Here is a 19,450-nt window from a genome sequence, read left to right as displayed (position 1 = left end):
ACCTGTCGATGGCCGGTGTTCAGAAGCGCTCGTTCGGCAACAGGTAGCGCCATTGCCCGGCCAGCAGCCCCGCCAGCGCCACCCGGCCGATGCGCAGGCGCCGCATGCCCAGCAGTTGCAAACCGACGGCCTGGCACTGGTGCGCGATCTGGCCCGGCTGGAGACCCTTGACGGCGAAGCGCAGGCCGGTGTGCCCTTCCGCCTGCTGGCTGACGCTGACGCGTGCGGGCGCCTGGTTCAGCCGCGCCAATTGCTCGGGCCCGACCGGGCCGGCCACATCGACGATGAGCTCGTGCTCCAGCAACGCCGCGTCTTCGTGCAGCTTGCGCTCGATGCGCCATTCCTGCGTGAAGACGACCAGGCCGCTGGCCGCGGTCTCCAGTGGCGTCATGCCGCGCTGCGCCGCCACGTGGCGCGGCAGGAAGCGCAGTCCCGCGCGCTCGGGCGCATGGTGGTTCGAGGGCACGAGCAGGCGGTGTGCCTGCTCCATCGCGGTGCCGGCCGGCTTGTGCAGCAGCAGCGTGACCGGCACCACGGGTTCGGGCCGCGCGCCGGCCTCGATCTCGACCTGCTGGTGCGGCTGCACGCGCGACTGCGGCAGCAGCGCCGGCGCGCCGTCGACGCGCACCGCGCCGTTCTCGATCAGCAGCTCGGCGTCGCGCCGCGAGCAGCCGGCCAGCGCGGCGACGCGCTTGGCCAGGCGGATGCCTTCGTCGCCGTCGGTCATTGCGGCGCGCGCTGGCGGATGCGCTCCACATGGGCGGCCAGCGAGCGCGCGGCTACCGGCCACAGGCGCTGCGGCACGTCGTCGTAGGCGAGCGGCAGCCAGTCCTCGGGCGTGCCCTGCGGCAGGCGCGCCATGGCGGCGGCGATCTTGGCCTCGCGCTTCAGGCGATGCGACTTCAGGTGGGCGATGGCGGCACGCGCCTCGCCCAGCACATGGCCGTGCGCCGGCAGGATGAAGCGGATGCCGCCTTCGGCACACACCGCGTCGAGCCGGTCGAGCGAGTCGAGGTAGGCGTTCATGTTGCCGTCGGGCGGGTCGACCACCGTGGTGCTGCCGTTGAGCACGTGGTCGCCGGAGAAGAGCAGGCCGTCTTCCTCCAGCACCAGGCACAGGTGGTTGGCCGCGTGGCCGGGCGTGTGCACGGCGCGCAGTGTGTGCGTCGTGCCTTGGCCGTCCTGCAGCACCAGCCGTTCGCCGTCGTGCAGCACGCGCTCGGGCACGAAGTGCGAGGCCGGGCGTGCTGTCGGCGCCGAAGGCAGGCCGAGGATCGGCGGCTTCGGCGCCGCGCACAGCGCCTGCAGCGGCGCGGCCCCCGGGGAATGGTCGGCATGCGAATGGGTGCAGACGATCAGGCGGATGTCGCCGCCGGTGGCCTGCCGCAGCCGCTCGATGTGGGCGGGGTCGTTCGGGCCCGGGTCGATCACGATGTAGCCGGTGGCCGCGTCGCCCACGATGTAGCTGTTGGTGCCGGGGCCGGTCATCGCGCCGGGATTGGGTGCGGTCAGGCGCCGCAGGTTCTTCAGCAGCGCCACCGGCGTCTCGCTCTGCCAACCGAGCTCGTGCACGATCTGGCCGTCGGGGCAGACCAGCGCCAGCTCGCCGTAGGGCGACTCGTGCTCCATGTAGCGCGCTTCCTTGCCGCGCAGCAGGCCGGCGCGCGGGCAGCTGGTCCACAGCGGGCCTTCGCCGCCGGGGCGGTTGGCGCAGGCGTCGAGCACCGCGTCGACCGTTGCGTAGGACGCCAGCCGCTCCAGCGTGCGCAGCGTCGGGAAGATCATGAAGAAGCCTCCCGCCTGGTGCCGCGCCAGCGCATCGGCCGGCTGCACCCAGCAGGGCTCGAACTGCTCGGCCTCGTCGGCCACCGGCGTCTGGCCCCCGGGCATGCGCGCGACCAGGAAGGGCACGTCGAAGCGCTTGGGCAGGTCGCGATCGGTGATCCAGTGGGCCAGCGTGTAGACCTGGTCGGTGGCAAGAAGCAGGCCGCGCGCCGCGCACTGCTCGGCCAGCGCCACCGCCGACGTGGTGCTGCGATCCATGGCCGCGACGGTGTCGGGATCGACCGGGCGGCCGTCCGGATGCCGGGCGAGCAGCACGCCGAGCTCCTCGAAGCATTCGCGCACCGCGGCGACGGATTGGGTGAGCTGCAGATCGCTCTGGGCGGGCCGGCGGGTGGCGACGGCCTGGGCCGCTGCATCCGCGGCCTCGATGCGCCCGCCCGGAAACACATAGGCGCCCGGCGCGAAGCTGGCGCTCGCGGAGCGCCGCGTCATCAGCACCTCGAGGCCTTCGGGCGTGTCGCGCAGGAGCAGGACGGTGGCGGCGGGCAGCAGGGCGGCCGGTTCGCGCGCGGGATGGAGTTGTTGGGTGGGGCGGACCATGGACTGTGATTATGGGAGGCGAGCGGCCGGCTGCACGTGGCATGGTTGCTGCTGCATAAGCTTCGATGCGATCACGCATGAGCGGCGCGCCACAATGCGCGTTCGCCTCCGTCTCCTTCGAAGGACTGCCATGCCTGCTTCTCTTCGTGGCCGCCTGCGCCGCTCGTTCCTCGCCGCTGCCGGCCTTGTCCTGGCGGCACCCCTCGCCATTGCTCAGGCCGACTGGCCACAGCAGCCCGTCACGCTGATCATGGGCTTCCCGGCCGGCTCCGGTGTGGATGTTGTCGCCCGCACCATTCAGGAGCCGCTCTCGCAGAAGCTCGGCCAGCCGGTGGTGATCGACTACAAGTCCGGCGCGGCCGGCAACATTGCCAGCGAGTACGTGGCGCGCGCCAAGCCCGACGGCTACACCCTGGCCTTCGGAACCGCCGCCACCCATGGCAGCAACGCCGCGCTCTACAAGAAGCTGCCCTTCGACGTCGAAGCCGACTTCGTGCCCGTGGCGCCGGTGCTCGACGTCTCCAACGTGCTCACCATCAACCCCGAGGTGATCGACGTGAAGACGCTCAAGGAGTTCGTCGACCGCGTCAAGGCCAACCCCGGCAAGTACAACTACGCCTCCACCGGCAACGGCGCCGGGACGCACATGGCCTTTGCCGAATTCAATTCGCGCCTGGGCCTGGACATGGTCCACGTGCCCTACAAGGGCGGGCCGGAGGCCATCACCTCGGTGGTGCGCGGCGAGACCTGCTGCATCATGAACCAGGTGCAGACCGTGCTGCCGCACTACAAGGCGGGCAAGGTGCGGCTGCTGGGCGTGACCACCGCCAAGCCGGTGGCGGCGGTCAAGGAGGTGCCGACCATCGCGTCCAGCGGCCTCCCGGGCACGCAGGGCTTCGACAGCTCGATCTGGTTCGGCGTGTTCGCGCCCAAGGGCACTGACGCGCGCATCGTCGACAAGCTCAACGCTGCGATCCGCGCCGTGCTGGAGCAGCCCGAGATCCGCGAGAAGTTCGAGGCGCAAGGCAATACCGTGCGCATCGAGACGCCGGCCGAGTTCAAGCAGACGGTCCATGCCAATCGCGTGAAGTGGGCCGAGGTGGCGAAGGCGGCGAAGATCAGCATTGACTGATAGGTGCGGCCAGTACGGCGTGGACTTGTAGCGCAACCGCAATACGCCGTTGGAAGGAAAACGGCCACCATCCCTTCCGTGCGGGTCGAACCGGAGATCCGCAAGTACTCCAAGGGAGACATCGCGCACTTGCCCGGCTGCGCACGCGCCTGAAATTCGCTAGGCTTTGGCTCACGACAACGCGGAGACAACGCGATGAGCCAGGGCGCACCCCCTCTTCGTCTGCATGTGCCGGAGCCGACCGGTCGGCCCGGTCGCGAGACCGACTTCTCCTACCTGCATCTCTCGCCGGCCGGCGAGGTGCGGCGGCCGCCGGTGGAGGCCTCGCCGGCCGACACCAGCGACCTGGCCTACACGCTGGTGCGGGTGCTCGACGACCAAGGCCGCGCTGTCGGGCCCTGGGCACCCGAGGTTGATGCCGCGCTGCTGCGCCGCGGCCTGCTGGCGATGATGAAGACGCGGACCTTCGACGCCCGAATGCTGATCGCGCAGCGGCAGAAGAAGATCTCCTTCTACATGCAGTGCCTGGGCGAAGAGGCGATTGCCACCGGTCATGCGCTGGTGCTTCAGCAGGGCGACATGTGCTTTCCCACGTACCGCCAGCAGGGACTCCTGCTCGCGCGCGACGACGTGTCGATGGTGGACCTGATCTGCGAGCTGCTGTCCAACGAGCGCGACCCGCTCAAGGGGCGGCAGTTGCCGGTGTGCTATTCGATGAAGCGTGCCGGCTTCTTCTCGATCTCGGGCAACCTGGCCACGCAATTCATCCAGGCAGTGGGCTGGGGCATGGCCTCGGCGATCAAGGGCGACACGCGCATCGCTTCGGCCTGGATCGGCGACGGCGCCACTGCCGAATCGGACTTTCACACGGCGCTGACCTTCGCGCATGTGTACCGCGCGCCGGTGATCCTCAACGTGGTCAACAACCAGTGGGCGATCTCCACTTTTCAGGCCATTGCCGGCGGCGAGGCCACCACCTTCGCTGCGCGCGGCGTCGGCTGCGGCATCGCCTCGCTGCGCGTGGACGGCAACGATTTCCTCGCGGTGATGGCGGCGTCGCGGTGGGCGGCGCAGCGCGCGCGCAGCAATCTCGGGCCGACGCTGATCGAGTGGGTGACCTATCGCGCCGGGCCCCATTCCACCTCGGACGATCCTTCGCGCTACCGGCCGGCCGATGACTGGCAGCACTTCCCGCTGGGGGATCCGATTGCGCGGCTTGCGCAGCATCTGCGCGGGATCGGGGCGTGGTCGCAGGAGGAGCACCAGAAGGCGCAGTCGCAATTCGAAGCCGAGGTGAGCGCGGCGATGAAGGAAGCCGAACGCTACGGGTCGCTGGCCGACGGGCACCTGCACAGTCCGGCGGCGATGTTCGAGGATGTCTACAAGGTGATGCCGCCGCACCTTGAGGAGCAGCGGCGGCAGCTCGCGCAGATCCAGAAAGGATGATGCGCATGAGCTCTGCTGTGCCGCTTTTGCACGCTTCGGGCTTGCTTCCTCCACATCTGGGGGAGGGGTGGGGTGGGGGGCACTCTGGCTGTCGAGTTGTACGGTGCTGTTGTGTTGAGTGCGGAGCCGGGAATTCGCCCCGGCGGGCGAGTTACTTTCTTTGTCTCGCCAAAGAAAGTAACCAAAGAAAGGCGACCCCACTGCGCGCGACCCTCCGCTTCGCTGCGGGCAACCTGCGGTGCTCGCTTCAGGCGGGGTCCGCGCAAACTCGCTTCGCTCAGACACGCGCGGCCCTTTTTCCGCCTGAAGCTGCGCTCCTCGGCGCGCGCAGAGGGGATTGGGGGACGGTCGGGCCATTGCTTCGCTCGGCCACCAGCGGCCTCGCTGCGCGAGAGCTGGAACAGGGGCATGCGCGCGCGTACGAACGTGAGCCTGAGCCTGGCCCAGAGCAAGAGCACGAGCACCAGCACGAGCACGAGCACGAGCACGAGCAAGAGCACGAGCACCAGCACGAGCACGAGCACGAGCACGAGCACGAGCACGAGCACGAGCACGAGCATGTGCGTGTGCATGTGCATGTGCGCGAGAGCCAACGCGAGCGAAGACCCGGAGCTCACGCCAACCTGCACACCACACAAGGACGCGCCATGGCGCGTTGGACTCCAAGTCCCCTCTGCGCGTGCCGAGGAGCGCAGCTTTTCGCGGAAAAAGGGCCGCGCGTGTTTGAGCCGAAGGCGAGTTTGCGCGGACCCCGCGAAAAGCGAGCACCGCAGGTTGCCCGTAGCGAAGCGGAGGGACGCGCGCAGTGGGGTCGCCTTTCTTTGGTTACTTTCTTTGGCGAGACAAAGAAAGTGACTCGCCCGCCGGGGCGAATTCCCGGCTCCGCACTCAACACAACAGCACCGTACGAAATCAAACGAACCGAGTGCCCCCACCCCAACCCTCCCCCGGAAGGGGAGGGAGCAAGACAAGAGCCCCTCCCATGCCCACCATGACCATGATCCAGGCCCTGCGCTCCGCCATGGACCTGATGCTCGAACGAGACGGCAACGTCGTCATTTACGGCCAGGACGTGGGCTACTTCGGCGGCGTCTTCCGCGTCACCGAAGGCCTGCAGGCCAAGTACGGCCGCTCGCGCGTCTTCGATGCACCGATCTCCGAAGGTGGCATCGTCGGCTCGGCCATCGGCATGGGCGCCTACGGCCTGCGGCCGGTGGTGGAAGTGCAGTTCGCCGATTACTTCTACCCGGCCTACGACCAGATCGTGTCGGAGGCCGCGCGGCTGCGCTACCGTTCGGCCGGCGACTTCTTCGCGCCGATCACCATCCGCATGCCCTGCGGCGGCGGCATCTACGGCGGCCAGACCCACAGCCAGAGCCCGGAGGCGCTGTTCACGCACGTGTGCGGGTTGCGCACGGTGATGCCCTCCAACCCCCGCGATGCCAAGGGCCTGCTGATCGCCTCGATCGAGAACGACGATCCGGTCATCTTCCTGGAGCCCAAGCGCCTGTACAACGGCCCCTTCGACGGCCACCACGACCAGCCGCTGGTGCCCTGGTCCCAGCATCCGCTGGGCGAAGTGCCCGAGGGCTACTACACGGTGCCGCTGGAATCGGCCGCGGTGTTCCGGCCCGGCAGCGCGCTCACGGCCTTGACCTACGGCACGATGGTCTTCGTCTGCGAGGCGGCCGCGCGCGAGACCGGCATCGACGCCGAGATCATCGACCTGCGCAGCCTGTGGCCGCTGGACCTGCCCACGCTCGTCGCCTCGGTGAAGAAGACCGGCCGCTGCGTGATCGTGCACGAGGCCACGCGCACCAGCGGCTTCGGCGCCGAGCTGGCGGCGCTGGTGCAGGAGCATTGCTTCTACCACCTCGAGGCGCCCATCGAGCGCGTCACCGGCTGGGACACGCCCTACCCGCATGCGCAGGAGTGGGCCTACTTCCCCGGCCCGGCACGCGTCGGCGCCGCCTTCCGGCGCGTGATGGAGGACTGAGCGAATGGGCGACCTCGCGATCAAGGTGCCGGACATCGGCGAAGGCATCGCCGAAGTGGAGCTGGTCGCCTGGTGGGTCCAGCCCGGCGAGACGGTGGCCGAAGACCAGGTGCTGGCCGATGTGATGACCGACAAGGCCACCGTCGAGATTCCCTCCCCGGTTGCGGGCAAGGTGATCGCGCTGGGCGGCACGGTGGGGCAGCTGATCGCGGTGGGCGCGGAGCTGATACGCATCGAGGTGGAGGGCGGCGGCCACGCAGAGGTCGCCGCGACGCAGACGGAGGAGCCCACGCTCGGGCCCCCACCGGGACCGGCACCTCCTCCTGCGCCAGCGCCAGCGCCGGCACCTGCACCTGCGCCTGCACGTGCGCCAGCGGCCTTCAAGCCCGCGCCGGCACCTGCGTCCCTGCCCGCGCAAGCGCAAACGCAAACGCAAGCAGGCGAGCGCCCCATCGCCTCGCCCGCGGTGCGCCGCCGGGCGTGGGAACTCGGCATCGACCTGCGGCAGCTCACGGCCACCGGCACGGCCGGCCGCATCGTGCAGGCCGACCTCGACGCCTGGCTGGCCCGTCACCCCGGTGCGCAGCGTGCGCCTAGGCAACAGCCCGCGCAGGCGCCGGGCGGCGTGGAGCGCCACGATGAAGAGGCCGTGGCCATCACCGGGGTGCGTCGGCGCATCGCGCAGCGCACCCAGGAATCGGCGCGCCGCATCCCGCACTTCACCTACGTCGAGGAGATCGACGTCGGCGAGATCGAGCGCCTGCGCGCGCAGCTGAACGAACGCTGGGGCGGCGAGCGAGCGCACCTGACGCTGCTGCCGCTGCTGGTGCGCGCCGTGGTGCTGGCGGTGCGGCGCCATCCGCAGGTCAATGCCCGCTTCGACGACGAGGCCGGCGTGCTCACGCGCCATGGTGCGGTGCATGTGGGCATCGCCACGCAGACCGAGGCCGGCCTGATGGTGCCGGTGCTGCGCCACGCCGAGGCGCGCGACGTGTGGTCGAGCGCGGCCGAGATCGCGCGCCTAGCCGCGGCTGCGCGCGCCGGCCATGCGACGCGCGACGAGCTGAGCGGCTCCACCATCACCATCACCAGCCTCGGCGCGCTGGGCGGCATCGCCTCCACGCCGATCATCAACCAGCCGGAGGTGGCGATCGTGGGCGTCAACCGCATCGTGCAGCGGCCCGTCGTGCGCGATGGCGCGATGCAGCCGCGCAGCATGATGAACCTGTCCTGCTCCTTCGACCACCGCGTGATCGACGGCCAGCTCGCGGCGGAGTTCGTGCAGGCGGTGCGCGCCGGGCTCGAGTCCCCGGCGCTGCTTTTCATCGACGGCTGAGCAGGGGCGCGAGGGTTTGCGAGCGTATGACACCGCAGCAGCCCACTCCTAGAATCCGCCGCATGGGGTCCGCCAGAACATGGTTGATGGGACTGGTGCTCCTGGCGCATGCAGCAGCGGCCAGCGCTGAAGCCGTGTCTCCCGCGGCGCCGGCGCCGCCGCTCGTGGTCCTCATGCAGGTCGAGGGCGCCATCGGTCCGGCATCTGCCGACTACGTGCGCCGCGGTCTCGCTCTTGCAGCCGCCAAGGAGGCGAAGCTCGCGGTGCTCCAGCTCGACACGCCGGGCGGGCTCGACGCCTCGATGCGCAGCATCGTCAAGGACATCCTGGCCTCCCGCGTGCCGGTCGCGACCTTCGTCGCGCCCAGCGGTGCACGGGCCGCCAGCGCCGGCACCTACATCCTCTATGCCAGTCACATCGCGGCGATGGCGCCGGCCTCCAATCTCGGCGCCGCGACACCGGTGGCGATCGGCATGCCGATGCCGGGCCGGCCGGATCCGAAGCCGGGTGACCAGGACGACAAGAGCGGCAAGGACGACAAGAGAGGCAAGGGCGACAAGGACGACAAGAACGCGGAGCCCCCTGCCGATGCGATGACGGCCAAGCGCCTGTCCGATGCCTCGGCCTACATCCGCAGCCTCGCGCAGCTGCGCCATCGAAATGCCGAATGGGCGGAGCAGGCGGTGCGCGAGTCGGTCAGCCTGTCCGCGCAGGAGGCCCGGGCGAAGCGGGTGGTCGACTACGTCGCGCAGGACGTGGCCGACCTGCTGATGCAGGTCAACGGGCGCGACGTGCAGATGGAGCACGGCACCGTGCGGCTTGCCACGCAGCGCGCGCAGCTGCTGGTGTTCGAGGCCGACTGGCGCAGCCGCCTGCTGTCGGTGATCACCGAGCCCAGCCTGGCGCTGATCCTGCTGATGATCGGCATCTACGGCCTGCTGTTCGAGTTCTCCAGCCCCGGCTTCGTGCTGCCCGGCGTGGTGGGCGCGATCTGCCTGACGCTGGCGCTCTTCGGCCTGCAGATGCTGCCGGTCAACTACGCCGGTCTCGCGCTGATCCTGCTGGGCGTGGCCTTCCTGATCGCCGAGGCCTTCCTGCCCAGCTTCGGGGTGCTGGGGCTGGGCGGCATCGCGGCCTTCGCCTTCGGCGCGGTGCTGCTGATCGACAACGACGTGCCGGGCTTCGGCGTCCCGCTCTGGGTGATCGCGCTGAGCAGCGCCGTCTCGGCGCTCTTCATCATCGTGGTCGCGGGGATGGCGGCCAGGGCGAAGCGGCGCCCGGTGGTCAGCGGCGTGACGACGCTGGTGGGTACCACGGGCGAGCTGGTCGAGTTCGCCGACGGCGAAGGCTGGGCGCAGATCCAGGGCGACTACTGGCGGGTGACCGGCGCGGGCGACCTGTACGCGGGCCGGCGGGTCCGCGTCAGCGGCGTCCGGGGCAGTGCGCTGCAGGTGGCGCCGGAAGGCCAGGACCCGGGCGCGAAGGTCTGAGCATGTTCTTCAATCTCGGCGTCGCGCTCACCGTCATCGTCGTGGTGTTCGCGGTGCTTCTCATCGCGGCCTCGCTGCGCATCCTGCGCGAGTACGAGCGCGGCGTGGTGTTCCAGCTCGGCCGCTTCTGGAAGGTCAAGGGTCCCGGGCTGGTGATCCTGATCCCCGGCATCCAGCAGATGGTGCGCGTGGGCCTGCGGGTGATGGTGCTGGACATCCCGAGCCAGGACGTGATCACGCGCGACAACGTCTCGGTGAAGGTGAACGCGGTGCTCTACTTCCGCGTGGTCGATGCGGCGAAGGCGATCATCCAGGTCGAGAAGTATTTCGAGGCGACCAGCCAGCTGGCGCAGACCACGCTGCGCGCGGTGCTGGGCAAGCACGAGCTCGACGACCTGCTGGCCGAACGCGAGCGCCTCAACCTCGACATCCAGAAGACGCTGGAGTCGCAGACGGACGCGTGGGGCATCAAGGTGACCAACGTCGAGATCAAGCACGTGGACCTCAACGAGAACATGGTGCGAGCCATCGCTCGCCAGGCCGAGGCCGAGCGCGAGCGCAGGGCCAAGGTGATCCATGCGGAAGGCGAGCTGCAGGCCTCGGTCAAGCTGGCGGAGGCGGCCGAGATCCTGGCGCGCGAGCCGCAGGCGCTGCAGCTGCGCTACCTGGAGACCCTGACGGTGATCGCAGCGGACAAGAACTCGACCATCATCTTCCCGCTGCCCCTGGATATCGTCGGGCCGCTGTTGCAGGGACTGCAGAGGAAGCCGGAGGGCTGACCCGACGGACTCGGCTTGCGCACGGCCAGCGGCCGCGCCGCGTGGCAAGATGCCGCGTCCTGTTCCCTTACCGCCTGGCCCTCGCATGCTCATCAACTGCGTCGTCTACGAGAACGGCACCAAGCTGGCCGACATTCCCGTTTCCGAGATCAGCGAATATGTCTCGCTGCCCGGCTGCTTCGTCTGGGTCGCGTTGCGCGATGCATCGCCGCAGGAGCTGGCAGAAGTGCAGGAAGAGTTCGACCTGCACCCGCTGGCGGTCGAGGATGCGCAACACGGCCATCAGCGGCCCAAGGTCGAGGAGTACGCGGACTCGCTGTTCGTCGTGATGCACCTGATGGACCCGGGCCAGGCCGACGGGCCTTCCGAGCCGTCCGTGGGCGAGCTGGACGTCTTTGTCGGACGCAACTACGTGGTCTCGGTGCGCAATCGCAACGACCACGGCTTCGTCGAGGTGCGCGAGCGCTGCGAGCGCGAGCCCGAGCTGCTGAAGAACGGGCCGGGCTTCGTGCTCTACGCGCTGATGGATGCGGTGGTCGACCGCTACTTTCCCGTCATCGACGCCTTCGAGGTCGAGCTCGAGGCCATCGAGCAGCGCATCTTCACCAAGGGCGCGGCACGCGAGAACATCAAGCAGCTCTACGAGCTCAAGCAACGCCTCACACTGCTCAAGCATGCCGTCGCGCCACTGCTGGAGGCCACCGGAAAGCTGCATGGCGGGCGCGTGCCGCAGATCTGCATCGGCACGCAGGAGTATTTCCGCGACGTGGTGGATCACCTGGGCCGCATCAACAGTTCCATCGACGCCATCCGCGAGACCATCGGCACCGCGATCCACGTCAACCTCTCGATGGTCAGCATCGAGGACAACGAGGTCACCAAGCGCTTCGCCGCCTGGGCGGCGATCTTTGCCGTCTGCACCGCTTTCGCCGGCATCTGGGGCATGAACTTCGAGCACATGCCGGAGCTGAAGTGGCGCTACGGCTACTGGGCCGCGCTGGGCCTCATCGCGAGCCTCTGCGGCATCCTGTACTACCGCTTCCGCCGCGCGGGCTGGGTCTAGCTCGGGTCCGGTCGCCATGTCCCGAGCTTCTCCCCCGCTGCTGCTTCGCAATGTGCGCCCGCTCGGCGGCGCCGCGGTCGACCTGCTGGTGCAGGAGGGCCGCATCGCAGCCCTCGGCCCCGCGCTCGAGGCCACGGCGGGTTGCGTGGTGGAGGAGGGTGGCGGCGCTCTGCTGCTGCCCGGCCTGGTCGAGGGCCATACCCACCTGGACAAGACCCTGTGGGGCCTGGACTGGTACCGCAACGAGGTCGGCCCGCGCCTCATCGACCGTATCGACAACGAACGTGCCTTCCGGCGCGACAGCGGCCACGACGCGGCGGCACAGTCGCTGGGCTTGGCGAAGGCCTTCCTGGCGTTGGGCACGACGCGGCTGCGCACCCATGTGGACGTCGACACCGAGGCCGGCCTGCGCCACCTTGAAGGCGTGCTGCGCACCCGCGAGGCGATGAAGGACGTGCTGCAGATCCAGATCGTGGCCTTCCCGCAGTCCGGCCTGCTGGGCCGCCCCGGCACCGCCGAGTTGCTGGGCCAGGCGTTGGCGCAGGGCGCCGACGTGCTGGGCGGCCTCGACCCCTGCGCGATCGACGGCGACCCGGTGCGCTCGCTGGACGCGCTGTTCGAGATCGCGCAGCGCCACGGCCGGCCGCTCGACATCCACCTGCACGAGCCCGGTGCGATGGGTGCTTTCTCGCTGGCGCTGATCCTGGATCGCACGGCCGCGCTGGGCCTGCAGGGCCGGGTGGCGATCAGCCACGGCTTCTGCCTGGGCGACCTGCCCGAGCGCGAGTGCGAGCTGCTCCTGGCGCGCATGGCGAAGCTGGGCGTGGTGCTGATCACCAGCGCGCCGGCCGCGCGCGCCGTGCCGCCGCTGCTGGCCTGCCGGCGCGCCGGCGTGACGGTGCTGGGCGGCAACGACGGCATCCGCGACACCTGGACGCCCTACGGCACGCCCGACATGCTGGAGCGAGCGATGCTGATCGGCCTGCGCTACAACCTGCGGCGCGACGACGAGCTGGCGGTCGCGCTCGACTGCGTGACCGAGGCGGGCGCGCGCGGCTGCGGCTTCGACGCCTACGGCCTGGCGCCCGGCTGCCGCGCCGACCTGGTGCTGGTCGATGCGCAGACCGTCGCGCAAGCGGTGGTGGCGCGGCCGCCGCGGCGGCTGGTGGTGTCGGGCGGGCGCATCGTCGCGCGCGACGGGACGCTGCTGCCCGGAACGGTGCCCGCGTGAGTGCGGACGCGACGCGGCATCGGCGCTAGGCCGAGTCCTCCTCCAGCAGGCCGAGCACCTGCGCGAACAGCGCGCTCCCGGGCGAGGCGAAGGCCTGCAGCAGGCTGAAGTGATCGGCCTCGGGCTCGATGTGCAGCGCGCCGCGATTGCCCGCGGCCGTCCAGGCCTGGTGGAAGTCCCGGCTCTGCGCCAGGAAGGCCGGCGTTTCCGCGGCGCCCACGGCAAACAAGGCTGGCGCGGCGATGGCGCGCACGCGGTGCAGGGGCGAGCCGGCGTGCGCGCTCGCGGCGTCCAGCCGCAGCTTGTCGTTGAGCGTGGTTGCCAGCAGCGGTGCCAGCTCGTAGATGCCGCTCAGCGCCGCCACGCCCGCGACGACAGCATCGTCCCGCTGTGCCAAGGCCAGCTCGACCGCGATATGGGCGCCCGCCGAATGGCCGGCGAGCAGGAGTGCACCATCACCCGCGGCTTGCGCGCGGATCACCGGCACGCAGGCCTGCGCGGCCTCGACCAGGGCTGACAACGAGACTTCCGGGCACAGCGGATAGTTGACCAGCGCGACGTGGAGACCGGCCTGCGCATAGGCCGGTGCAATGAAGCGGAAGCCCGACTTGTCCCGCGACTGCCAATAGCCGGCGTGGAAATAGGCCAGCGTGCCGCGCGGCCGGCCGCGCGCCGGGAAGAAGTCGAACACCTGGCGCGCGTGCGGGCCGTAGCGCAGGTCGAGCGCGCAGTCGCCTGCGGCCACCGCGGCACGGCTTCGAGCCTCGAAATCGGCAAGCAGGGCAGGGAAGCTAGGGCGCGCCTGACCTTCCACGTACTGGTACTGGGGATCGTCGTTCATGTCTTTCGCCTGGCCCCGGAGCATGGTTCGGAGGCGCCCGCCCATTCTTCCAGACGGCAGCACGCGCCGGAGCAAAAGGCCTCCTCCTACATGGCCGCGCTCCGGAGCACGCCCATACTTCGGAGCCCTCTTTTCGGAAGCATTGATTGAAAGTGAAAGCCTCGCCTGGAGCCAGCAGCTGGATCGTCGCCGGGGTGCGGCACGAACTGCTCACGCGCGCCCTGCCCGCGCTTCGCCACGACATGGCGGCGCCGCTGTCGGTGATTCGCATGAGCCTGCTGCTCCTTCGGCATCGCGCGGCCGCCGCGACGGCCGACGAAGGCGCCTGGGAGCAACAGCTCCAAGCGATCTCCGAGCAGGTCGACGCGCTTTCCAATGGCGTTCGCTCGCTGCGCGACTGGGAGCTGGCCGCGAGCGACGAGGGCATCACGCGCAGCGCGCTGGTGCAGCGCTGCACGTCCCTGATGCGCGCGGCCTACGAGCTCCATGGGATCCGGCTGCACGTGGACGAACGCCTGGCCGGCGGCACGCCGGACGAACCGCGCTTCCCGGAGGGGGCGGCCCTGCGCTACATGGTGCTGGGCGCGTTGGGCTACCTGCATGACAACACCCAGCAGCTCGGGGCGATCCGTGTCGAGCCCGACGGACCCGAGGGCCTGCGCTTCATCGCCAGCCCTGGCGATTCCGTCTCCGCCGATCCGACACCGATGGCGGGTGCGCTGCGCGCGCCGCGCAAGCTGGCCATCGATGCCGTGGCTTTCCAGGCGCTGGCCGACGGCCTGGGCTATCCGGTCACCGTCGACGGCACGACGGTACAGCTCTCGCTCCAGCCCCGCTGACGCGGTCCCGCTGCCGGCAGGGGGCCGGTGAAGCATTTGGTTGTCTTGCGCCGCGGCAAAGGCTCGCGTAACTTCCAGTTACCAACAAATGCAACAACCCCAGAGCCTTTCATGATCACCAAACGCCGCCTGCTGCAAGGCATGGCCGCTTCCCTGTGCGGCACCGCCGCCTGGGCTCAGCAGACTCTTTCGCCGGCGACGCCGCGCGCTCCCAAGGCCGGCACCGCGCCCGGCGCCTGGCCCACCCAGCCGGTCCGCATCCTGGTCGGCTTTCCGGCCGGCGCCTCGCCGGACCTCGCGGCACGGGCGATCGCCGAACCGCTCGCCAGGCTGCTGGGCCAGCCGGTCATCGTGGAGAACAAGCCCGGTGCGAGCGGCAACGCCGCGGCCGACCTGGTGGCGAAGGCGCAGGACGACCACACCGTCGGCGCCCTGATCAATGGCAATCTCACGATCGCCAAGCTCCTCAATCCCGCCACGCCCTTCGACCCCGAGAAGGACTTCGCGCCCGTGGGCATGATCGGCACCGCCCCGCTGGTGCTGGCAGTTTCCGGCAACGCCGTGGGCAGGACGCCGACCGAACTGCTGCTGTGGGCACGCAACCTGGGCGACAGGGGCAGGTACGGCACCCCCGGCGTGGGCACGGTCGGCCATCTGGGCATGGAGCTCCTGAGGTCCCGCACCAGCATCGCGCCGCAGCATGTGCCTTTCAACGGCAACCCGCAGGTGATCGAGGCCATGCTCGCCGGCAAGATTCAGCTGGCGTTGCTGCCGCCGGGACTCGCCAAGCCGCATGTGGCCTCGGGCAAGTTCAAGGCCATCGGCGTCACTTCGCCGCTGCGCAGCCCGCTTTTCGCGGAGTTGCCCACGCTGCGCGAGGCCGAGGTGCGCGGCGCCGACCTGGAGATCTGGACCGCGCTGGCGGCGCCGGCCGGCATGGCCAGGCCGGCCGTGGCGCGCCTCAATGCAGCGCTGGGCGAGGTGCTGCGCGCGCCCGAAATCCAGGCGCAACTGCTGAAGGCGGGCTGGCAGAGCGAGGCCGGCACGCCACAGGCGCTGGCCTATCGCATGCGCACCGACACCTCGCAGCTCGGCGGCGTGATCCTGATGCGGGGCATCCGGTCGGAGGGTTAGCTCGCTCTCGAAGCGGCCGGGCCGCCGTCATAACCGGCGCTTATGCAAAAGCAACCGGGAGGGGCGTTCTGTTTGGACGGGCGCGTGCCGATACTCGCGGCACACGCAGGACGAATGAACATGAACAACGACGCCATCCATCCCGGCACCCTGCTGCGCCGGCAGGTCGCGGCGAAGCGCGGTCTCGTGGTGCCCGGTGCGGCCAACGCACTGGCCGCGCGCGTGATCGAGGAACTGGGTTTCGAGGCCGTGTACCTGAGCGGTGCGGGGCTCACCAACACCTTCTACGGCATGCCCGACCTGGGCTTCGTGCACCTGGGCGACCTGGCACAGCACACGGCCGCGCTGCGCGACGCAGTGAAGCTGCCGATCGTGGTCGACGCCGACACCGGTTTCGGCAACGCGCTCAACGTGCAGCACACGGTGCGCACGCTGGAGCGCGCGGGCGCCAACGCGATCCAGCTGGAAGACCAGGTGAGCCCGAAGAAGTGCGGGCACTTCGAGGGCAAGGCCGTGATCGGGCGCGACGAGATGCTGGGCAAGGTGAAGGCGGCGGTCGATGCCCGCGCGCATGCCGACTTCCTCGTGATCGCACGCACCGACGCCGCGGCGGTCGAGGGGCTCGATGCTGCCATCGCCCGTGCCGCGGCTTACGCAGAAGCCGGCGCCGACATCACCTTCGTCGAGGCGCCCGAGTCGCTGGACGCGCTGCGCCGCATTGCGCGCGAGCTGGCCTGCCCGCAGGTGGTCAACGTGGTGATCGGCGGCAAGACGCCCACGCTCGATGCGGCCGAGTTCGGCGCGATGGGTTTCGGCCTCGTGCTGTACGCCAACGCCGCGCTGCAGGGTGCTGTGCGCGGCATGACGCAGGCGCTGCAGGCCCTGCGCGACGGCGGCCGGCTCGACGAGGCCAGCGGCCTGGTCGCCACCTTCGCCGAGCGCCAGGCGCTGGTGCGCAAGAACCAGTACGACGCCCTCGAGCAGCGCTATGCCTGAGCCGACCCACGCGACCGATGCGACGAACGCGGCCGGCGCGACCGGCGCGATCACCGCCATCGACAGCCACGCCCACGTCTTCCGGCGCGGACTGCCGCTGGCCCCGGTGCATCGCCACGCGCCGGATTACGACGCGCCACTGGCCGATTACCTGGCGCTGCTCGATGCGCATGCGGTCTCGCACGGCGTGCTCGTGCAGCCGAGCTTTTTGGGCACCGACAACAGCTTCCTGCTCGATGCGCTGCGTGCCTGCCCGCAGCGCCTGCGCGGCGTGGTGATCATCGAACCCACGCTCGGGGACGATGCGCTGGCGGACCTGGACCGGCAGGGCGTGCGCGGCATGCGGCTCAACCTCGTGGGGCTGCCGATTCCCGATTTCGGGCGCCCCGAATGGCGGCGCATGTTCGAGCGGGTGCGCGCACTCGACTGGCATGTGGAGCTGCATCGCGAATCGCGCGACCTGCCGCAGGCCGGGCAGCCGATCCTCGACGCCGGCTGCAAGCTGGTGGTCGACCACTTCGGCCGTCCGGACGCGGCGCTTGCCGAAGACGAGGGCTTCGCATGGCTTCTGGCCAGCGCTGAGACGCAGCGCGTGTGGGTCAAGCTGGCCGCGGCCTACCGCAGCTGGCCCGATCAGCGCGGCAGTGCGGTCCGTGCCGCCGCGCAGGCGCTGCTGCAGGCGTTCGGCGCCACGCGTCTTCTCTGGGGCAGCGACTGGCCGCATACGCAGCACCAGGCGCTGGCGGATTTCGGCTCCACCCGGGAGGCCCTGGCCGACTGGGTTCAGGATGAGCATGTGCGCCGGCGCATCCTGGTCGACACGCCCGCGGCGCTGTTCCGTTTCGCTTGATTCACATAAAAGCGGCGCCCGCATGGTCGCTGCAAGGAGACAAAAGATGGTCCATCGCACACGCCTCGCGCGCGTCGTCTTTCATGCCGTTGGCGGCACGGTTCTGATGCTGGCCGCGCTTGCCGCGCAGGCGCAGGCCTGGCCGGCCAAGCCGGTGCGCCTGGTGGTGACCTATCCACCCGGCGGCACGGTGGATGCGGTGGCCCGCATCCTCGCCCCCAAGCTCTCGGCGCGGCTCGGCCAGCCGGTCGTGGTCGACAACCGCGGGGGCGCCGGCGGCGCGATCGGCGGCGAGCTGGTGGCCAAGAGCCCGGCGGACGGCTACACGGTGATGCTCGACGCGTCCAACCATGCGCAGAACCCGGCACTGCGCAGCAAGATGCCCTTCGACACGCTGCGCGACTTCGCGCCCGTGTCGCTCCTGGTCAAGGTGCCCAACATCCTGGTGGTGCATCCCGCGGCGCCGATCCGCAGCGTCAAGGACCTGATCGCGCAGGCCAAGGCGCGGCCGGGCGAGGTCAACTACGCGTCTTCCGGCAACGGCTCGTCGCCGCACCTGGCCGCCGAGCTCTTCGACTCGATGGCGAAGACGCGCATGACGCACGTGGCCTACAAGGGCGGCGGCCCCGCGCTCACCGACGTCATGGCGGGCCAGGTGCCGGTGTTCTTTGCCAGCCTGGGCTCGGGCATGCCCTACATCCAGGGCGGCAAGCTGCGGCCGATCGCGATCGGCGGAAGGACGCGCTCGCCGGCACTCCCCGAGGTGCCGACCATCGCCGAGTCGGGCTTGCCGGGCTACGAGATGTACGAGTGGAACGCGGTGTTCGTGCCCGCGGGGACGCCGGCGCCGGTGATCGACCGGCTCTCCAAGGAAATCGCCGCGACGCTCAATGATGCAGACGTGCGCCAGCGGCTGGAGGCCCTGGGCGCCGAGGTGATCGGCACCGGCCCGGCCGAGCTCGATGCCTTCCGCCGCGCCGAGCTCGCCAAGTGGAGCCGGCTCGCGAAAGAAAACAAGCTTCAGCTCGACTGAACAAGCTCCAGCTTCTGCGCGAAGGCGTCGGCGAAAGTCGGCCGCGAGCGCGCCAGCCACATCGCCGACAGCTCGAAGGCGGGCAGGCCTGCGCCGTCGCGCACCTCGGCATAGCGCACCCCCTCGTGGCGCAGCGCGCGCGCCGAGCGCGGCAGCAGCGACCAGCCCAGGCCGGCCGCCACGCAGGCCAGCACGGTCAGGGTGCGGTTCGCGTCCTGCACCACCTGCACCTGGTGGCCGGCGCGGCGGATCGCGCCCAGCATCTGGCTGCGCAAGGCGGGAATCTGCTGCTCGGGGAACCACACCAGGCCGTGCTGCGCGACCTCTTCCAGGGACACGCAGCCGTCCTCGGCCACCTCGAAGGCGGCCGGCAGCGCGGCGATCATCGGGTCCTCGCCCAGGCGCAGTTCGTTCACGCGCGCATCGACCGAGACCGGCGGGTGCAGCAGCGCGATGTCGATGCGCCCGCCCGCCAGCGCGTCGACCTGCTCGGCGTTGCTCATCTCGCGCAGCACCACCTCGAGCCGCGGATGCTCGGCGCGCAGCAGGCGCAGTGCGCGCGGCAGCACTTCGTAGATGGCATGGGTCACGAAGCCGACCGTGAGCCGGCCCGCGCGCCCCGCAGCGATGGCGCGTGCGCGCTCGGCGGCCGCGTCGCCATGGGCCAGGCTGGCGCGCACATCGTCGACGACTGCGAGGCCGGCTTCCGTCAGCGTCGCACCGCGCCGCGTGCGCGTGAAGAGCGGCGTGCCGATCTCGCGCTCGAGCCGGTTCAGCGTCTGGGTGAGGGCCGGCTGCGCGATGCCCAACTGCTCGGCCGCGCGCGTGAGGCTGCCCGCCTCGCTGATCGCGAGGATGCAGCGCATCTGGCGGGTGTCCATCAGCGGGTTCCGCTACCG

At 70.2% G+C, this 19,450-nt stretch carries 17 protein-coding genes; 13 read left to right on the top strand and 4 right to left on the bottom strand.

What is annotated here, in order from left to right; all coding sequences use genetic code 11:
• Positions 1–19: 19 nt before the first annotated feature.
• Together ACMGEZ_RS18085 and ACMGEZ_RS18080 are read right to left on the bottom strand one after the other, a co-directional pair.
• Entirely contained in the window at positions 20–727 is a 708-nt protein-coding gene (locus tag ACMGEZ_RS18085; RefSeq protein ID WP_436823655.1) for an RNA pseudouridine synthase, read from the bottom strand.
• Positions 724–2,385 carry an MBL fold metallo-hydrolase gene (locus ACMGEZ_RS18080; protein WP_436823654.1) on the bottom strand — a complete coding sequence of 554 codons (1,662 nt, stop codon included), beginning with the start codon at positions 2,383–2,385 and terminating at the stop codon, positions 724–726. The genes ACMGEZ_RS18085 and ACMGEZ_RS18080 overlap by 4 nt, the downstream gene beginning before the upstream one ends.
• Positions 2,386–2,515: 130 nt before the next feature.
• Between ACMGEZ_RS18080 and ACMGEZ_RS18075 the strand changes: the two genes are divergently transcribed.
• The 8 genes from ACMGEZ_RS18075 (at position 2,516) to ACMGEZ_RS18040 (ending at position 12,858) form a co-directional block, all read left to right on the top strand.
• A complete protein-coding gene (locus tag ACMGEZ_RS18075) occupies positions 2,516–3,517 on the top strand; it encodes a Bug family tripartite tricarboxylate transporter substrate binding protein (protein WP_436823653.1) in 1,002 nt (333 codons plus the stop codon).
• Positions 3,518–3,712: 195 nt separating this feature from the next.
• Entirely contained in the window at positions 3,713–4,963 is a 1,251-nt protein-coding gene (locus tag ACMGEZ_RS18070; RefSeq protein WP_436823652.1) for a 3-methyl-2-oxobutanoate dehydrogenase (2-methylpropanoyl-transferring) subunit alpha, read from the top strand.
• 982 nt (positions 4,964–5,945) lie between these two features.
• Positions 5,946–6,959, top strand: a complete 1,014-nt coding sequence (locus ACMGEZ_RS18065; RefSeq protein WP_436823651.1) for an alpha-ketoacid dehydrogenase subunit beta — start codon at positions 5,946–5,948, stop codon at positions 6,957–6,959.
• Between the two features lie 4 nt (positions 6,960–6,963).
• Positions 6,964–8,295: a dihydrolipoamide acetyltransferase family protein gene (locus ACMGEZ_RS18060; RefSeq protein ID WP_436823650.1), complete on the top strand. Its 1,332-nt coding sequence runs from the start codon at positions 6,964–6,966 to the stop codon at positions 8,293–8,295.
• Positions 8,296–8,381: 86 nt separating this feature from the next.
• Entirely contained in the window at positions 8,382–9,785 is a 1,404-nt protein-coding gene (locus tag ACMGEZ_RS18055) for an NfeD family protein (RefSeq protein ID WP_436823649.1), read from the top strand.
• Between the two features lie 2 nt (positions 9,786–9,787).
• A complete protein-coding gene (locus tag ACMGEZ_RS18050) occupies positions 9,788–10,564 on the top strand; it encodes a slipin family protein (RefSeq protein ID WP_436823648.1) in 777 nt (258 codons plus the stop codon).
• 85 nt (positions 10,565–10,649) lie between these two features.
• Positions 10,650–11,627 carry a magnesium/cobalt transporter CorA gene (gene corA / locus ACMGEZ_RS18045; RefSeq protein WP_436823647.1) on the top strand — a complete coding sequence of 326 codons (978 nt, stop codon included), beginning with the start codon at positions 10,650–10,652 and terminating at the stop codon, positions 11,625–11,627.
• Positions 11,628–11,643: 16 nt separating this feature from the next.
• Positions 11,644–12,858, top strand: coding sequence for an amidohydrolase family protein (locus ACMGEZ_RS18040; protein WP_436823646.1), 1,215 nt, complete (start codon positions 11,644–11,646; stop codon positions 12,856–12,858).
• A 25-nt stretch (positions 12,859–12,883) separates the two neighbouring features.
• Here the strand turns inward: ACMGEZ_RS18040 and ACMGEZ_RS18035 are convergent, their stop codons facing one another.
• Positions 12,884–13,699 (bottom strand): alpha/beta hydrolase, encoded by an 816-nt coding sequence (locus tag ACMGEZ_RS18035; RefSeq protein WP_436823645.1) that lies wholly within the window; start codon positions 13,697–13,699, stop codon positions 12,884–12,886.
• 152 nt (positions 13,700–13,851) lie between these two features.
• Here ACMGEZ_RS18035 and ACMGEZ_RS18030 point away from each other — a divergent pair, with 152 nt between their 5' ends.
• The 5 genes from ACMGEZ_RS18030 (at position 13,852) to ACMGEZ_RS18010 (ending at position 18,551) form a co-directional block, all read left to right on the top strand.
• Positions 13,852–14,538, top strand: coding sequence for a histidine kinase (locus ACMGEZ_RS18030; protein ID WP_436823706.1), 687 nt, complete (start codon positions 13,852–13,854; stop codon positions 14,536–14,538).
• 111 nt (positions 14,539–14,649) lie between these two features.
• On the top strand, positions 14,650–15,672 hold the full coding sequence (locus ACMGEZ_RS18025; protein ID WP_436823644.1) for a Bug family tripartite tricarboxylate transporter substrate binding protein: 1,023 nt from the start codon (positions 14,650–14,652) through the stop codon (positions 15,670–15,672).
• A gap of 120 nt (positions 15,673–15,792) precedes the next feature.
• Positions 15,793–16,668, top strand: coding sequence for an isocitrate lyase/PEP mutase family protein (locus tag ACMGEZ_RS18020; protein ID WP_436823643.1), 876 nt, complete (start codon positions 15,793–15,795; stop codon positions 16,666–16,668).
• On the top strand, positions 16,661–17,518 hold the full coding sequence (locus ACMGEZ_RS18015) for an amidohydrolase family protein (RefSeq protein ID WP_436823642.1): 858 nt from the start codon (positions 16,661–16,663) through the stop codon (positions 17,516–17,518). Before ACMGEZ_RS18020 ends, ACMGEZ_RS18015 begins: the two co-directional genes overlap by 8 nt.
• Positions 17,519–17,564: 46 nt before the next feature.
• Positions 17,565–18,551, top strand: a complete 987-nt coding sequence (locus ACMGEZ_RS18010; RefSeq protein ID WP_436823641.1) for a tripartite tricarboxylate transporter substrate binding protein — start codon at positions 17,565–17,567, stop codon at positions 18,549–18,551.
• Here the strand turns inward: ACMGEZ_RS18010 and ACMGEZ_RS18005 are convergent.
• A complete protein-coding gene (locus ACMGEZ_RS18005) occupies positions 18,539–19,432 on the bottom strand; it encodes a LysR family transcriptional regulator (RefSeq protein ID WP_436823640.1) in 894 nt (297 codons plus the stop codon). The two genes, ACMGEZ_RS18010 and ACMGEZ_RS18005, sit on opposite strands and share 13 nt — an antisense overlap.
• Positions 19,433–19,450 lie beyond the last annotated feature (18 nt).

The sequence above is a fragment of the Variovorax stachyos genome (assembly GCF_051400855.1).
Classification (GTDB): Bacteria; Pseudomonadota; Gammaproteobacteria; order Burkholderiales; family Burkholderiaceae_C; genus Variovorax.
Note: the sequence above shows the minus strand (reverse complement) of the source record. Positions and strands in the feature narration are given on the sequence as shown.

Bases quoted from the DNA above. Each gene is read 5' to 3' on its own strand.
- ACMGEZ_RS18085 (WP_436823655.1), bottom strand. From the start codon at position 727: ATGACCGACGGCGACGAAGGCATCCGCCTGGCCAAGCGCGTCGCCGCG.
- ACMGEZ_RS18080 (WP_436823654.1), bottom strand. From the start codon at position 2,385: ATGGTCCGCCCCACCCAACAACTCCATCCCGCGCGCGAACCGGCCGCC.
- ACMGEZ_RS18075 (WP_436823653.1), top strand. From the start codon at position 2,516: ATGCCTGCTTCTCTTCGTGGCCGCCTGCGCCGCTCGTTCCTCGCCGCT.
- ACMGEZ_RS18070 (WP_436823652.1), top strand. From the start codon at position 3,713: ATGAGCCAGGGCGCACCCCCTCTTCGTCTGCATGTGCCGGAGCCGACC.
- ACMGEZ_RS18065 (WP_436823651.1), top strand. From the start codon at position 5,946: ATGCCCACCATGACCATGATCCAGGCCCTGCGCTCCGCCATGGACCTG.
- ACMGEZ_RS18060 (WP_436823650.1), top strand. From the start codon at position 6,964: ATGGGCGACCTCGCGATCAAGGTGCCGGACATCGGCGAAGGCATCGCC.
- ACMGEZ_RS18055 (WP_436823649.1), top strand. From the start codon at position 8,382: ATGGGACTGGTGCTCCTGGCGCATGCAGCAGCGGCCAGCGCTGAAGCC.
- ACMGEZ_RS18050 (WP_436823648.1), top strand. From the start codon at position 9,788: ATGTTCTTCAATCTCGGCGTCGCGCTCACCGTCATCGTCGTGGTGTTC.
- corA (WP_436823647.1), top strand. From the start codon at position 10,650: ATGCTCATCAACTGCGTCGTCTACGAGAACGGCACCAAGCTGGCCGAC.
- ACMGEZ_RS18040 (WP_436823646.1), top strand. From the start codon at position 11,644: ATGTCCCGAGCTTCTCCCCCGCTGCTGCTTCGCAATGTGCGCCCGCTC.
- ACMGEZ_RS18035 (WP_436823645.1), bottom strand. From the start codon at position 13,699: ATGAACGACGATCCCCAGTACCAGTACGTGGAAGGTCAGGCGCGCCCT.
- ACMGEZ_RS18025 (WP_436823644.1), top strand. From the start codon at position 14,650: ATGATCACCAAACGCCGCCTGCTGCAAGGCATGGCCGCTTCCCTGTGC.
- ACMGEZ_RS18020 (WP_436823643.1), top strand. From the start codon at position 15,793: ATGAACAACGACGCCATCCATCCCGGCACCCTGCTGCGCCGGCAGGTC.
- ACMGEZ_RS18015 (WP_436823642.1), top strand. From the start codon at position 16,661: ATGCCTGAGCCGACCCACGCGACCGATGCGACGAACGCGGCCGGCGCG.
- ACMGEZ_RS18010 (WP_436823641.1), top strand. From the start codon at position 17,565: ATGGTCCATCGCACACGCCTCGCGCGCGTCGTCTTTCATGCCGTTGGC.
- ACMGEZ_RS18005 (WP_436823640.1), bottom strand. From the start codon at position 19,432: ATGGACACCCGCCAGATGCGCTGCATCCTCGCGATCAGCGAGGCGGGC.